Annotated in this window: 12 protein-coding genes; 3 read left to right on the top strand and 9 right to left on the bottom strand. The window is 60.0% G+C overall.

The genetic code is table 11. The features are described 5' to 3' along the window. Window positions 1–92: 92 nt before the first annotated feature. Entirely contained in the window at window positions 93–1,049 is a 957-nt protein-coding gene (locus BUB78_RS05990; protein ID WP_073196050.1) for a TAXI family TRAP transporter solute-binding subunit, read from the bottom strand. 398 nt (window positions 1,050–1,447) lie between these two features. Here BUB78_RS05990 and mgtE point away from each other — a divergent pair, with 398 nt between their 5' ends. Both mgtE and BUB78_RS05980 read left to right on the top strand, forming a co-directional pair. Next, entirely contained in the window at window positions 1,448–2,830 is a 1,383-nt protein-coding gene (mgtE, locus tag BUB78_RS05985) for a magnesium transporter (protein WP_073196048.1), read from the top strand. Window positions 2,831–2,886: 56 nt separating this feature from the next. Then, window positions 2,887–4,500: an FMN-binding glutamate synthase family protein gene (locus BUB78_RS05980; RefSeq protein ID WP_073196045.1), complete on the top strand. Its 1,614-nt coding sequence runs from the start codon at window positions 2,887–2,889 to the stop codon at window positions 4,498–4,500. Between the two features lie 70 nt (window positions 4,501–4,570). Here BUB78_RS05980 and gabT read toward each other — a convergent pair whose 3' ends face one another. Next, on the bottom strand, window positions 4,571–5,956 hold the full coding sequence (gene gabT, locus BUB78_RS05975; protein ID WP_220083988.1) for a 4-aminobutyrate--2-oxoglutarate transaminase: 1,386 nt from the start codon (window positions 5,954–5,956) through the stop codon (window positions 4,571–4,573). A gap of 229 nt (window positions 5,957–6,185) precedes the next feature. Here gabT and BUB78_RS05970 point away from each other — a divergent pair, with 229 nt between their 5' ends. Next, window positions 6,186–6,740 carry a cupin domain-containing protein gene (locus tag BUB78_RS05970; RefSeq protein ID WP_073196043.1) on the top strand — a complete coding sequence of 185 codons (555 nt, stop codon included), beginning with the start codon at window positions 6,186–6,188 and terminating at the stop codon, window positions 6,738–6,740. On the opposite strand, the gene BUB78_RS05965 is transcribed toward BUB78_RS05970, so the two are convergent. The 7 genes from BUB78_RS05965 to BUB78_RS05935 form a co-directional block, all read right to left on the bottom strand. After that, entirely contained in the window at window positions 6,732–7,478 is a 747-nt protein-coding gene (locus tag BUB78_RS05965) for a 2-keto-4-pentenoate hydratase (protein ID WP_073196041.1), read from the bottom strand. The two genes, BUB78_RS05970 and BUB78_RS05965, sit on opposite strands and share 9 nt — an antisense overlap. Continuing rightward, on the bottom strand, window positions 7,475–8,695 hold the full coding sequence (locus BUB78_RS05960) for a CaiB/BaiF CoA transferase family protein (RefSeq protein ID WP_073196039.1): 1,221 nt from the start codon (window positions 8,693–8,695) through the stop codon (window positions 7,475–7,477). Before BUB78_RS05960 ends, BUB78_RS05965 begins: the two co-directional genes overlap by 4 nt. Next, entirely contained in the window at window positions 8,680–9,453 is a 774-nt protein-coding gene (locus BUB78_RS05955) for an enoyl-CoA hydratase (protein WP_073196037.1), read from the bottom strand. Before BUB78_RS05955 ends, BUB78_RS05960 begins: the two co-directional genes overlap by 16 nt. Window positions 9,454–9,462: 9 nt before the next feature. Next, window positions 9,463–10,743, bottom strand: coding sequence for a TRAP transporter large permease (locus tag BUB78_RS05950; RefSeq protein ID WP_073196035.1), 1,281 nt, complete (start codon window positions 10,741–10,743; stop codon window positions 9,463–9,465). After that, window positions 10,743–11,294 carry a TRAP transporter small permease gene (locus BUB78_RS05945; RefSeq protein WP_073196033.1) on the bottom strand — a complete coding sequence of 184 codons (552 nt, stop codon included), beginning with the start codon at window positions 11,292–11,294 and terminating at the stop codon, window positions 10,743–10,745. The genes BUB78_RS05950 and BUB78_RS05945 overlap by 1 nt, the downstream gene beginning before the upstream one ends. Window positions 11,295–11,422: 128 nt before the next feature. Next, a complete protein-coding gene (locus tag BUB78_RS05940) occupies window positions 11,423–12,397 on the bottom strand; it encodes a TRAP transporter substrate-binding protein (RefSeq protein WP_073196031.1) in 975 nt (324 codons plus the stop codon). Window positions 12,398–12,558: 161 nt separating this feature from the next. Further along, window positions 12,559–13,743, bottom strand: coding sequence for a pyridoxal-phosphate-dependent aminotransferase family protein (locus tag BUB78_RS05935; RefSeq protein ID WP_073196029.1), 1,185 nt, complete (start codon window positions 13,741–13,743; stop codon window positions 12,559–12,561). Window positions 13,744–13,818: the final 75 nt, after the last annotated feature.

The following is a 13,818-nucleotide window of genomic DNA, read 5'->3' as shown; positions in this document are numbered from 1 at the left end:
CGTTTTTCAGGCGCTTGATTGCTGTGTCTCAAGGTCGGTGCGACAAGCCCTCTTGCCGCACCGATTTTTCAGGTGCCGAAAGGCGAGGCGCCTTACTTCCAGCCACGCTCTTTGTAATAGCGGACCGCACCGTCATGCAGAGGGGCCGAGAGGCCGGCGCTGATCATGTCTTCTTCTTTCAGGTTCTCGAACGCCGGGTGCAGGCGCTTGAAGCGGTCGAAGTTATCGAAAACCGCCTTCACAACCTCATAGACGACATCGTCATCCACCGTGGCCGAGGTCACGAAGGTCGCCTTCACACCAAAGGTATGGGTGTCCTCGGGCGAGCCGTCATACATGCCGCCGGGCACAGTGGCCGCAGCATAGAACGGATTGTCGGCGATCAGCTTGTCGATCTCGGGGCCGGTCACAGGAACCAGAACCGCATCGACGGTCGAAACGGCCTCTTGGATCGAGCCATTGGGATGGCCAACCGTATAGATGATCGCGTCAACCTTGTTGTCGCCAAGCGCGGCGGCCTGTTCTGCGGGCTTGAGTTCCGAGGCGAGGGCGAAATCGTCCATTGTCCAGCCAAGCGCGTTCATCACGACCTGCATGGTGGCATACTGACCCGAGCCGGGGTTGCCGATGTTCACGCGCTTGCCCTTGAGATCGGCAAAGGTTTTGATCCCGGAATCCGCACGCGCAATGACCGTGAAAGGTTCGCCATGCACCGAGAACACCGCGCGTTCGTCGGTAAAGGCCTTGCCCTCGAATTCAGAGGTGCCGTTATAAGCGTGGTACTGCCAGTCGGACTGGGCCACGCCCATATCCATGTCGCCCGCCTGGATGGCGTTGATATTGGCGATCGAGCCGCCGGTTGACGGCGCGGTGCATTTAAGCCCGTGATCCGCCGAGCCGCGGTTCACAAGGCGGCAAATCGACTGGCCAACCACAAAGTAAACGCCGGTCTGGCCGCCGGTTCCGATGGTGATGAATTTTTCTTGTGCGAAGCTTGCTGTACCGGCCAACATGGCGCCGGCAAAGGCAAGAGATTTGAAAATCTTCATAGTGTTCTCCCGGTTGTCTTGATTAGGATTGCCACCCTTCAAGGATGGTCTCGTTCATTTTCGTATTTGATCGGAACTTGGGTGCGATATGTCGCACGTCACAGGCTCGCGAGCGTAAAATTGCGTTTGGACAGGGAGCCCGTTCATGCGGTCTTTCCGCGTCTCATTCCTGTCCGACATAACCAGTCTGCATTGTTTTCGCTTCTTATCAAGAGGCTAGTAGTGTTTAATATTTTGATCAAGTTATATATGCTGGAAAAACCAAGACGGCGTCGCCGACAGTTAACAACTGCTCGTTAAAGTGGCACAAAGCCATGATCAGGGAATGCGATGACAGATCGCAGAATTACCCGTCTCAACAGGCCGCAAGATGGCACGCACCAACAAGGAAACTCATCATGGATGCCCCCCTGATTGACAACGAAATAATTGAAAATATTGATATTTCCGATGATGTTAGGGCCGCCTTTGATGCCGCTGACGGTGACCGGCTTGACACGCTTCTTGACAGCGTAACCATTAGCGAAGCCCTGCGCGAAGTGTTGACGTTTTCGCACACGGAACGGGACGCGCTGATCGCTTTGCTCTCGCCTGAAATGGCCTCGCAGTTGATTGACGAAGCCCCCCTTGAACTTGCCGGCGAGCTGATCGAAGGCCAGGAAACGGCCAGGGCGGTTGAAATTTTCGACGAACTTGATTCGGACGTTCAGGCCGATGTTCTGGCCGAGCTTGACCAGGAAGATGCCGATGCGATTCTGGCCGGGCTTGACCCGGAAGACGCCGCCGGGGTGCGCCGCCTGGCCGAATATGATGCCGGTACTGCCGGTGGTCTGATGCTGGCGGATGCCTTTCAGTTCCGCCCGAACCAGACGGTTGGCGCGGTTTTGCGCAGCCTCGCCAGTGACGACGAAGACCTTGAACGCTATCACGGGCAGCACCCCTATATCGTCGATGAGTTGGGTCATCCGGTCGGCGTTGTGTCATTGCGCGGGCTGTTGACGGCCAAGCGCAGCGCCAAACTTGAAGACATCATGGTGACGCCGCTCACGGTGGATGCGCAGGCCTCGCTTGATACGCTTCAGGACCTGTTCAACGACTATGATTTTCTTGGTTTCCCGGTTGTCGACGAGGCCAAGGCCCTGGTCGGCGTGATCTCTCGCACCGCGGTCGATGCCGCCATTCTTGCGCGCGCCGAGGGCGATAACCTGCGCCTGCAAGGGATCGTCGGGGACGAGCTTCGCACCATGCCGCTGGCGATCCGCTCGCGGCGTCGTCTTGCCTGGCTGTCGGCCAATATCGTGCTGAACATCATCGCGGCCAGCGTGATTTCCGCCTATGAAGAAACCCTCGCCGCCGTCATTGCCATCGCCGTGTTCCTGCCGATGGTGTCGGACATGAGCGGCTGTTCGGGAAATCAGGCGGTCGGCGTGACCATGCGCGAACTGTCCCTTGGTCTTGTGCGGCCAAAAGATGCGATGCGGGTCTGGATGAAAGAAGTTTCTGTCGGGGTGATCAACGGGATCGTGCTTGGTATTCTCATCGGGCTTGTCTGTTGGGCCTGGAAAGGAAACCCCTACCTTGGTCTTGTCATCGGTCTTGCGCTTGCGCTCAACACGCTGATTGCGGTGTCGATTGGCGGGGTCGTGCCGCTTCTTCTCAAGCGCGTCGGCCAGGATCCGGCGGTCGCCAGTGGCCCGCTTTTGACAACAATCACCGATATGGCCGGATTCTTTTTGGTTCTGAGCCTCGCTTCGCTCATGATGCCGTTATTGTTGCAGTAAGGCAAAAATTCAGACTTGTCGTTGTATAGGTACGCGAAACTCGAAAGGACGACCACATGCCGAAGATGAATGAAATGGGGCGCTTTGCGGCCTTTGCGCTATCGGGGCTTTTGGCATTTGTGTCCCTCATTGGCCTGTTCTGGTCGATCTGGATGCTAATTCCGCTGGTATTTTTCGCGGGGCTGACTGCGCTTGGTGTTCTGGATGTGACCCAGAACAGCCATTCAATCCTGCGCAATTATCCGGTGATCGGGCATATGCGGTTTCTGTTCGAGGGTATCCGCCCCGAAATCCGCCAGTACCTGATTGAAAGCGATCAGGACGAAGAACCCTTTAGCCGCGACGCCCGCTCGCTTGTTTATCAGCGCGCCAAGGGGATGGAGGACAAACGGCCCTTTGGTACGCGGATGCGGGTCTATGATGCGGGCTATTCCTGGGTCACGCATTCGGTGATGCCGAAACATCTTGAGGATACCGATTTCCGCGTGCGCATCGGCGGGCCCGACTGTGCCCAGCCCTACGATGCCTCGATCTACAACATCTCCGCCATGAGCTTTGGCGCGCTGTCGGCCAATGCCATTCTGGCGCTGAACACCGGCGCAAAGATTGGCGGCTTTGCCCATGACACCGGCGAGGGCGGGGTAAGCCGCTATCACCGCGAGGGCGGCGGCGATCTGATTTACGAGGTCGGCTCGGGTTATTTCGGCTGTCGCAATGATGATGGTACCTTTAACGCCGACCGTTTTTCTGAACAGGCCGCAAGCCCGCAAATCAAGATGATCGAGGTCAAGCTAAGCCAGGGGGCCAAGCCGGGCCATGGCGGCATGTTGCCCGCCTCGAAAATAAGCCCCGAGATCGCCGAGGCGCGCGGCGTGCCGATGGGACAGGATTGTGTATCACCGGCCTCGCATTCCGCCTTTTCCACCCCGATCGAGATGATGCAGTTCCTCGCGCTTTTGCGCGAGAGATCCGGCGGCAAGCCGGTGGGCTTCAAGCTTTGCATCGGCCACCGGCGCGAATTCATGTGCATGGTCAAGGCGATGATCGAAACCAAATTCACCCCTGATTTCATCGTGGTTGACGGGACCGAGGGCGGCACCGGCGCCGCGCCGCTGGAATTTGCCAATCACATCGGCATGCCGATGGTCGAGGGGCTGACCTTTGTGCACAACACCCTGCGCGGCGCAGGGCTGCGTGATCAGGTCAAGATTGGGGCGGCGGGCAAGATCGTCTCGGCCTTTGATATTGCCCGCGCCCTCGCGCTTGGGGCGGATTGGTGCAATTCGGCGCGCGGCTATATGTTTGCCATCGGCTGTATCCAGGCGCAGGCCTGTCATACCAACCATTGCCCCGTCGGGGTCGCCACCCAGGACCCGCTGCGCCAACGCGCGCTTGATCCGGTCGGAAAAAGCAAGCGCGTCGCAAATTTTCACCGCAATACGCTGGCGGCTTTGGGCGAAATGACCGGCGCAGCCGGCCTGTCCAATCCGGGCGAGTTTTTGCCACGTCACCTTATGATCCGGCAGAGCGATGCGCAGATGGTCACCGGCGATGAGGCCTATTCGATCCTGCCGGTCGGCTTTTTGCTGAAGGACGGCAAGGAAGATCCGGGTGGCTATCGCACAAGATGGGCCCGCGCCAAAGCGGATCAGTTTGCGCCTGTCGACTGATCCCAAACATGGGCAGAGACACAAAAAAGGGGCAGGCAACCGCCCGCCCCTCTTCGCAATCCGGGATTGCTTAGGCTTGCAGTTCGGCCATCGCGTCAACCAATGCCGCCTCGAAGATGGCCAGACCTTCTTCGATGATCCCATCCGACGCGGTCAGCGGCACCATGATCCGAACCGCGTTGCCATGCATGCCACAGGACAGCAGGATCAGCCCGCGTTTGAGCGCATGGGCAACAACCGCCTTGGTCAGCGCGGCATCGGGCGCGGCACTGTCAAAGTCGGTCACGAACTCGACCGCCAGCATGGCGCCAAGGCCGCGGATATCCCACATGCGGAACGGTGCCACGCGCGCGCCAATCTCGGCAAAGCGGGCGCGGAAATGCTCACCAAGCTCGGTCGAGCGCGCCAAAAGGCCCTCTTCCTCAATCGCTTCGATTGCGGCAAGTGCCGCGGCGCAGGCCACCGGGTTACCGCCGTAAGTGCCGCCCAGACCACCGGGAATCATCGCATCCATCACCTCGGCGCGACCAATCACACCGGCAAGGGGATAGCCGCCGGCCATGGATTTGGCGACGGTGATCAGATCCGGCACAACGCCGGAATGCTCAACCGCAAACCATGTACCTGTACGGCCAAAACCAGCCTGAATCTCGTCGGCGATCAGCATGATGCCATGGGTGTCACAGATATCGCGCAGCGCCTGCATCATCTCGAAGGGCACCGGCGTATAGCCAGCCTCGCCAAGCACCGGCTCGATGATGATCGCGGCAATCCGCTCGGGCTGTGCGTCTGTGAGGAACAGGTTCTGAAGCCCGGTAAGGGCGTCCTGCACGGTGATGCCGTCACGCACACTCGGGAAGGGCGCGCGGAAGATATCGGACGGGAACGGGCCGACGTCCTTTTTATAGGGAGAGATCTTGCCGGTCATGCCAAGCGTGAGCAATGTGCGGCCATGATAGCCGCCGGTAAAGGCGATAATGCCCGGACGGCCGGTGGCGGCGCGGGCAATCTTGACCGCGTTTTCAACCGCTTCGGCGCCGGTGGTGACCAGAAGGGATTTCTTGGCGTGATCGCCGGGGGCCAGATCGTTCAGTTTCTCGGCCAGGGCAATATAGGGCTCGTAGGGCACAACCTGAAAGCTGGTATGCGTGTAATGATCTTCCTGCGCCTTGGCGGCAGCGACCACTTTGGGGTGACGATGCCCGGTGTTGAGCACGGCAATCCCGCCGACGAAATCGATATAGCGGTTGCCTTCGACATCCCAAAGCTCGGCGTTTTCGGCATGGCTTGCAAAGACCGGGGCCGCAGAGGCCACACCGCGCGCAACGGCGGCCTCGCGACGGGCGATAAGCGCGGCATTAGTTTGTGGGTCGCGCGCAACATCCGGCACGATTGCAATCTTGGCCTTGGACGCGGCAGCAGCCTTGCGGGGCTTTTTCTTTACGGTATTGGACATTTCGCTATTTCCTTGTTCTGACGAACACCGGTCCCGTTCAGGGGTGTGTTTAAAATTCTCATAATACGTTTAATTTACCTGTCAATCCCGTTTCCGCCAAGGCATTCTCGATGTGCGACAGATGCGAGCAGTGCAACACATTTGATTCCAAACAAGGTTACGGTGCGGGGTTGCGTGTACTACATTGTTCTCGCAAAAGATTATTCCGAAGGCGCAGAAGGAACGAGACGTGGACATTGGCAACAGGCTCCAGGAAATCCGCAAAGCACATGGGTTGTCTCAGCGGGAACTTGCCGCTCGGGCGGGTCTGACAAATGGAACGATCTCACTGATCGAGCAGAATAAGACCAGCCCTTCAGTGGCCTCGCTCAAAAGTCTGCTGGATGCGATTCCCATGAGTATCGCGGAATTCTTTGCCACGATCGAGGACATCCAGGACAGCAAGTATTTCTACGGCCCTGACGAGTTCACCGAGATCGCGCCGCAATCGGGCCTGACGGCAGTGTCGTTGCGCCAGCTTGGCAATGCCAGCAACCATGCCCTGCAAATTCTGGATGAGACCTATCCGCCAGACGCCGACACCGGGCCGGAATTGCTTAGCCATATTGGCGAAGAGGCCGGCATCGTGATCGCGGGCATGATCGAAATCACCGTCGAAGATCAGGTCAGGGTGCTACACCCCGGCGATGGATACCTCTTTGATAGCCGCCTGCCCCACCGGTTTCGCAATCCCGGCAAGGAAGTCTGCAAGATCATCAGCGCCTGTACGCCGCCGTCATTCTGATCCGGCCTCAAGGGTCATTTCCACTGTACCGAGCCCGGCAATCTCGCCGCGCGACACAAGGCCCGGTTTGACCCAGGGTAACCCGTTGAGCGATCCGGTGATCACCACCTGACCGGGCTGCAAGCCGCCACAATGATCGCCGATCGCAAGGGCAAGCTTGCACAGTGTCGCAAAGGCATCGCCGCCCGGCACCCGCGCCGCGCCGCTCAGATGCACTGCGTCGCCAATCGTCAGGCGCGCGGTGGCCTCGGTCACATCAATCCCCTGCCAGTCACGGATTGGCGCGCCAAAGACCACCGCGCCGTTCAACTGATTGTCGAGCATCTTCAACAGCGGGCTTGCGCCTTTGGGGTCGTCCAACCGGCTGCGCACAAGCTCGAACACCGGCAGCAGTTCGACCGCTGCGCGCAGTTTATCGGCAAAATCAGGCGCGTCGCGATCCGGCAGAGGGGCGATCAGGCGAAAGGCATATTCAAGCTCGACCCCGACCTCTTCATCGGCAGGCAAGTCAAGGGTTGCAGGGCTGGCGTGAATATCGCTGGCATAGATCGGCCCGATGATGATGGGGGCATCCGGCGGATAGGCCACCTTGAAACCGCCGACCGGGCCAAGCGTGGCGGCAAGCGCCTCTTGCACGGCAAAGACGCGCGCGCGGGTCAGCCCTTCACCTGCCCCGGCAGGCAGTCTCGGGCCTCCGGCGCGCGCGGCATGCAGCAGCGGGATCAAGGGATCATTCATGCGGCAATCACCGCGCCACTTGCGATCATGGCGTCAATCACGGCGGCGTCATAGCCCGCCTCCCCAAGCACTTCGCGGCTATGTTGGCCCAGAACCGGCGCGGCGCTGCGGATGCTGGCGGGGGTCTCGCTAAACTTGATCGGGTGGCCGAGGGTCTGAATGTTGCCCGCCTTGGGGTGCGCCACCTCGACGATCATGTCGCGGGCAAGGGTTTGCGGATCACGGTGCATTTCAAGGATATCAAGCACCGGCCCGGCGGGCAGGCCCGCGGCCTCCATCCGGTCAAGCCAGACCTGCGTTGTTTCATGGCCAAGTTTCTCGTTCAGGATGCCTTCAAGCGCATGCAGGTTCTGCATCCGGTCCTGATTGCTGGCAAAGCGCGGATCATGGCCAAGCTCTGGCGCGTCGATCACGTCAAGAAACCGTTCCCAGTTGCGTTGATTGGCGGCGCCAACATTGATCCAGCCGTCAGAGGTGCGAAACGACTGGTAAGGCGCATTCAGCGGATGCGCCGAGCCAAGCGGGCCGGGCGCCGTGCCGGTGGCAAAGGCGATGGCCGATTGCCAATAGGTCTGGGTGATGGCCGCCTCAAACAGCGAGGTGTCAACCTTTTGCCCCTCTCCGGTTTGCAACATCCGGGCATAGGCCGCCGAAACGCCCATGGCGGCGATGATCCCCGCCGTGATGTCAGAAATCGGTGCTCCAGGCTTGACGGGCGGGCGGCCTTGCCCTTCGCCGGTGATCGACATCAGGCCAGACATGCCTTGGGCGATAAGATCAAAACCGCCGCGCTCTGCATACGGACCCGTACGGCCAAAGCCGGAAATCTCGCAATAGATCAGTCGCGGATTGATCGCGCGCAGCTCGTCATAGCCAAGGCCCAACCGCTCCATCGTGCCCATGCGATAGTTTTCGATCACAACGTCGGCCTCTTCCAACAGACGGTGAAGCGCCGCCACCGCATCCGGTTGCTTGAGGTTAAGCGCCAGCCCCCGCTTGTTCCGGTTCATCATCATATAGGCGGCGGATTCTCCTTCGATCGCGGGGGGCACAAAGCGGCGGCTGTCATCGCCGTCGGGCTTTTCAACCTTGATCACATCCGCGCCCATATCGGCCAGCATCAGGCCACAGACCGGCCCGGCCATGATGTGCGCAAGCTCGACCACCTTCATCCCGGCCAGCGGACCGCTCGCCTGCGGCGCTATTTTCCCGTCCATTTCGGGGCCTCCTTGGCAAGGAAGGCTTCCATCCCGTGACGGAAATCTGCGCTCATGTAACACATCTCGATCAGGTCGGCGTCTTCAACAGCGGCTGCGGCACCGACACGGCGCATCGCCTCTTTGGTGGCGCGCAGGGTCAGGGGCGCCATCTCGCCAAGTGTTTTTGCGAGGGCTTCGGCGCGCGCCATAAGCGCCGCCTCATCTTCAAGCACCTCGGAAATCAACCCACAGGCCTGCGCCTCATCCGCGCCCAAAAGCCGCGCGGTAAAGATCATCTCGCGCACGCGCCCCGCCCCCATCAGTGCCGAAAGCCGCGCCAGATTGGCGGCGGCCAGGCAATTGCCAAGGGTGCGCGCAATCGGAAAGCCGAACTTGAGGTTGGCACTTGCAATGCGGATATCGCAGGCCGCCGCAATCGCCGCCCCGCCCCCGGTACAGGCCCCGTTGAGCGCCGCGATGGTTGGCAAAGGGCAGCGCTCAACCGCGTCAAGCACGGCGCCGATCTTTGCCTCGTAATCAAGCGCATCCTGCGCCTTATCAAAGGCCCGAAACTGGGTCATGTCGGTGCCCGCCGCAAAGGCCCGCCCGCCGGCCCCCGACAGAACCACGGCGCGCAGGCTTCCGTCCGTCGGCACGCCGCGACAGAGATCGGCAAGCCCCTCGTACATCTCAAAGGTCAGCGCATTGCGCGCCTGTGGTCGGTTAAAGGTGATCCATAGCGTCGCGTCGCGGATATCATGGGTAAGTTCGCTCATCTTGCCGCCTTATCTGTAGAAATATTCGACCAGGAACAATGGCACCGACGGCACATAGGTGCAAAGCATCAGCACCGCCAAAAGCACCATCACGAACCAGATATTGACCTTGGACACCTCCCAGATATTGGCCCGCGCCACCGCACAGGATGTGATCAGAACCGAGGCCACGGGTGGGGTCTGTTGACCGATGGCAAGGTTAAGCGTGACCACAAGGCCGAAATGCACCGGGTCGATCCCCGCCGCGGTGATCAGCGGGATGACAATCGGCACCACAAGGATGATCGCCGCCGCAGAGTGCAGGAAAAAGCCGATGATCAGGAAGAAAAAGTTGAGGATCAGCAGGATCGCCCATTGCTTGTCGGTGATCGACAGGATGCCATTGGCAAGCTCCTGCGGGATCTGCGCACGGGTCAGGAACCCGCCCATAAGGACCGAGGCCGCGACCAAAAGCATGACAACGGCGGTCTGCATGCCGCCGTCCAGCATGGCGCGGCGCAGGTGGCCAAGGTCAAGGTTGCGATACCAGGCCGAAACCGCAAGCGCGGCAATCACCGCAAGGCCCGCGCCTTCGGTCGCGGTGACAAAGCCGCCAAAGATGCCGCCAAGGATGATCACCGGAAGGGTAAAGGCCGGCAGGGCATCGACAAAGGTCTCGCGCAGGCGCGGCATGTTGAACGCCTCTTCGGTCGGAAGGTTGTAGCGGCGCGCAAAGATATAGGCGACCAGCATGAGCCCCGCCGCCCCCAAAAGGCCCGGCACCACGCCGGCCACGAAAAGCTGTTCCACGGATGTATTGGCCGAGGCCGCGTAAAGGATCATCGGGATCGACGGCGGGATGATGATCGCGAGCGACGCCGAAGACGATGTGACCGCCGCCGACAGTTCCTTGGAATAGCCGCGCTTTTTCATCTGCGGGATCAGGATCGAGCCCATCGCCGCCACATCCGCCACCGCAGAGCCAGAAATTTCCGCGAAGAACAGCGAGACGCCGATATTCACCATCGCCAATCCGCCGCGCACAAAGCCGACAATCGCCGAGACAAAGTTGATAAGCCGGTCGGTGATGCCACCGGCATTCATGATCGCACCGGCCAGCACGAACATCGGGATCGCAATCAGCGAAAACTTGGTCGACCCGTCGTACATATCAAGCGCGATGGTCACGAGACTATCGGGCCCCTCGGTGACCAAAAGGCCCAGAACACCCGACATCGCCAGAGCCACGGCAATCGGCACGTTGATACAGATCATCGCCAAAAGGGCTAGGAAAATGGCCAACATAAGCATCAGACGCGATCCTTGTTCTTCTGAAGTTCGGTCTCGACCTCTTCTTCGATTTCGGCGTGTTCAAGCGATATGCCCTGCATGGTCTTTGCCCAGTACTCCGGCAGGCTCAGTAATTGGCAGACCACGAAAAGGGTGGCGCCAATCGGGATCACGGATTGGGTGAATTGCACCGGCACCCAGGTCAGCGACACAAGCATGTCGCCCTCAAGCACCTCAAGCACCTGAAGCCCGGCGCGCGCCATCAGCACGAAGAACAGCAACACAAGCCCCTCGCCCACCAAAAGTGCGACAAGCCGCATACTCGGCGGCAGCGCCAAAAGCACGGTATCAAACCCGATGTGGCGACGATGCAGCGCCGCAAGTGCCGAACCATAATAGGTGATCCAGGCCAGCATGATCGCGGCCACCTCGTCGTACCACGAAAAGCTCTGCCCCATGAGGCGGGCCAGAACGGCGATGATCACGATCGCGGTCAGACCGACCATCAGCAGGATCGTGAGACTTTCCAGAATACGGCTCAGGATGTGGTTGGCGCGTGACAGAATAGTCATGGGGGCCTTCTTTTACATGCATCCGAACGCCCCTGCCCGATTGACGTGACAGGATGATCCGGGGGTGTTTGATCTTGGGAAACGGGGTTTGGCGGCCCCATGACGGGACCGCCGGATAGTGTGCGGGCTTAGCTCGACTGGGCGAGCCCCATGACCGTGTCGATCAGCTCCTGACCGCCCTCTACCTCGGCGGCAAAGCCTTCATAGATCGGCTTGGAGGCTTCGATGAATGCGGCCTTGTCGGCCTCGTTCACCTCGACACCGGCATCCTTGATCACCGTCAAAAGGTCGGTCTCAAGCTGGGCCGCCTTTTCATAGGTAAAGGTTTGGGTGTCGTTCGCGCACTCGGTCAGCATTGCCTGAACATCCGCCGATTGTTTGGCAAAAGTCTTGGACGAGGTCAGAATATACGCAGGCGTATAGACATGGCCGGTGATCGAGAGGTACTTTTGCACCTCTTGAAACTTGGCCGAGGCGATCTGTGCATAGGGGTTTTCCTGGCCGTCGATCACACCAGTCTGAAGCGCGGTAAAGACGTCGGAAAAGGACATCGGCGTGGGGTTGGCGCCGTATTGCTGGAACATCTTGACGCGCCACGCGCCGTTCGGCGTGCGCAGCTTGATCCCCTCAAGATCCTCGGGTTTGTTGATCGGGCGGGTGTTGTTGGTGATGTGGCGAAAGCCGTTCTCGGCCAGCCCGACAATGTGATAGCCATTGTCGTTGGCCGCACCCTGGAATTTGTCCATCATCGCGCCTTGCACGCGGCGCATGTGATCGCGGTCCTTGATGATATAGGGCATCTCGAACACGCCGAAAACGTCACTGACCGAGGACATCACCGAAGACGGAAGCGCGAAATCAACCTGCCCCAGCTTGAGCTTTTGCAGCAGTTCCTTGTCCTTGCCAAGCTGTGACGAGCCAAAGGTCTGAACCTCGATCTTGCCGCCGGATTTGTCGCCAACGCAGGCGGCGAAGTTGTTGACTGTCGCCTCGAACAGCGAGCCGGGCGCGCCGACATGGCCGAATTTCATGGTGACGTCAGCGGCCATTGCCGGCATGGCAAGCATCGCGGCCACAGCGGTTGCGATAAGTGTCTTTTTCATCTTGATCCTCCCTGGATATCTGAATGAGGCGCGGGCGGTGCCGTTGGGCACTGTGCCTTCTTTTGTCCGTGCCGCGCGGTGGTTATCTTGGGTCTCGCTAGGTTTTGCCGATCAAGGTCAACGCGGGCTCCTCCTCACGCGTTGACCATTTCTGTAGTGGGTCAGGCCGCTGCACGGGCACCATCGAATTTCTGGCCCAAAACCTCAAGCGCGGCTTGAACGCCCCCGGCGCGATAGGGGATGCCCGCATCGCGCAGCCCCATTTCGACGCCCGACAGGGTGCCGCAGAGCATGAGATCGTTGAAATCCCCCAGATGCCCGATCCGGAACACCCGGTCGGCGACCTTGGACAAGCCGTTGCCAAGCGACATATCGTAATTGCGCAGGGTGACAGCGCGGAAATTATCCGCCGAATGCCCCTCGGGCACCATCACCGCCGTCAGAACCGGCGAGCGATGCTCGGGCACCTGGCAGAGCACCTCAAGGCCCCATGCTTTGACTGCGGCGCGGGTGGCGGCGGCGTGACGCTGATGGCGGGCAAAGACGTTCTCAAGCCCCTCTTCATGCAGCATATCAATCGCCTCGTTGAGGCCATAAAGCAGGTTGGTCGCGGGCGTGTAGGGGAAATACCCGGTGTCATTCGGCCCCGCCATGTCCGCCCAGCTCCAATAGGCGCGCTTAAGGCCGGCGGTCTCAGAGGCTTTCATCGCCTTGTCGCTGATCGCGTTGAACGACAGGCCCGGCGGCAGCATCAAGCCCTTTTGCGAGCCGGATACCGTGACATCGACACCCCAGTCATCATGCTTGAAGTCAATCGAGGCGAGCGAGGAAATCGTGTCGGCCATAAGCAGCGCCGGATGCCCGGCGGCATCCATCGCGCGGCGCACGTCGGCCACCGGCGTGACCGAGCCGGTGGAGGTTTCATTATGCACCACACAGACCGCCTTGATCTCGTGGCCCTTGTCGGCGCGCAGCCGCTCTTCAATGGCCGCCGGGTCGGCGCCGGCACGCCAGTCGCTTTCGATAAAGACCGGGTTAAGGTCAAGTTTCTGCGCCAGTGATTTCCAAAGGGTCGCGAAATGGCCGGTTTCATACATCAAAACCGTGTCGCCCGGCGACAGGGTATTAACCAGCGCCGCCTCCCATGCGCCGGTGCCCGACGAGGGGTAGATCACCACCCGGCTTTCGGTCTTGAAGATTGATTTCATCCCCTCAAGCGCCCTGCGGCCAACATCGGCAAAGGCGGGGCCGCGGTGATCCATCGTCGGGTAATCCATCGCGCGCAGGATACGATCCGGCACATTGGAAGGCCCGGGAATTTGCAAAAAGTGGCGTCCGGCAGTCATGGTTGTCCTCTCCCCGATACGATAGACCCCGCGTCGAAACACGAGGGAATTTTGTTGAATTGAATTCTGAATTCA

It is taken from the genome of Roseovarius marisflavi (assembly GCF_900142625.1).
In the GTDB taxonomy this organism is placed as follows: Bacteria; Pseudomonadota; Alphaproteobacteria; order Rhodobacterales; family Rhodobacteraceae; genus Roseovarius; species Roseovarius marisflavi.
The sequence above is the reverse complement of the archived record's forward strand: the minus strand, read 5'-3'. Positions and strand labels throughout refer to the sequence as shown.

Bases quoted from the DNA above. Each gene is read 5' to 3' on its own strand.
- BUB78_RS05990 (WP_073196050.1), bottom strand. From the start codon at position 1,049: ATGAAGATTTTCAAATCTCTTGCCTTTGCCGGCGCCATGTTGGCCGGT.
- mgtE (WP_073196048.1), top strand. From the start codon at position 1,448: ATGGATGCCCCCCTGATTGACAACGAAATAATTGAAAATATTGATATT.
- BUB78_RS05980 (WP_073196045.1), top strand. From the start codon at position 2,887: ATGCCGAAGATGAATGAAATGGGGCGCTTTGCGGCCTTTGCGCTATCG.
- gabT (WP_220083988.1), bottom strand. From the start codon at position 5,956: ATGTCCAATACCGTAAAGAAAAAGCCCCGCAAGGCTGCTGCCGCGTCC.
- BUB78_RS05965 (WP_073196041.1), bottom strand. From the start codon at position 7,478: ATGAATGATCCCTTGATCCCGCTGCTGCATGCCGCGCGCGCCGGAGGC.
- BUB78_RS05960 (WP_073196039.1), bottom strand. From the start codon at position 8,695: ATGGACGGGAAAATAGCGCCGCAGGCGAGCGGTCCGCTGGCCGGGATG.
- BUB78_RS05955 (WP_073196037.1), bottom strand. From the start codon at position 9,453: ATGAGCGAACTTACCCATGATATCCGCGACGCGACGCTATGGATCACC.
- BUB78_RS05950 (WP_073196035.1), bottom strand. From the start codon at position 10,743: ATGCTTATGTTGGCCATTTTCCTAGCCCTTTTGGCGATGATCTGTATC.
- BUB78_RS05945 (WP_073196033.1), bottom strand. From the start codon at position 11,294: ATGACTATTCTGTCACGCGCCAACCACATCCTGAGCCGTATTCTGGAA.
- BUB78_RS05940 (WP_073196031.1), bottom strand. From the start codon at position 12,397: ATGAAAAAGACACTTATCGCAACCGCTGTGGCCGCGATGCTTGCCATG.
- BUB78_RS05935 (WP_073196029.1), bottom strand. From the start codon at position 13,743: ATGACTGCCGGACGCCACTTTTTGCAAATTCCCGGGCCTTCCAATGTG.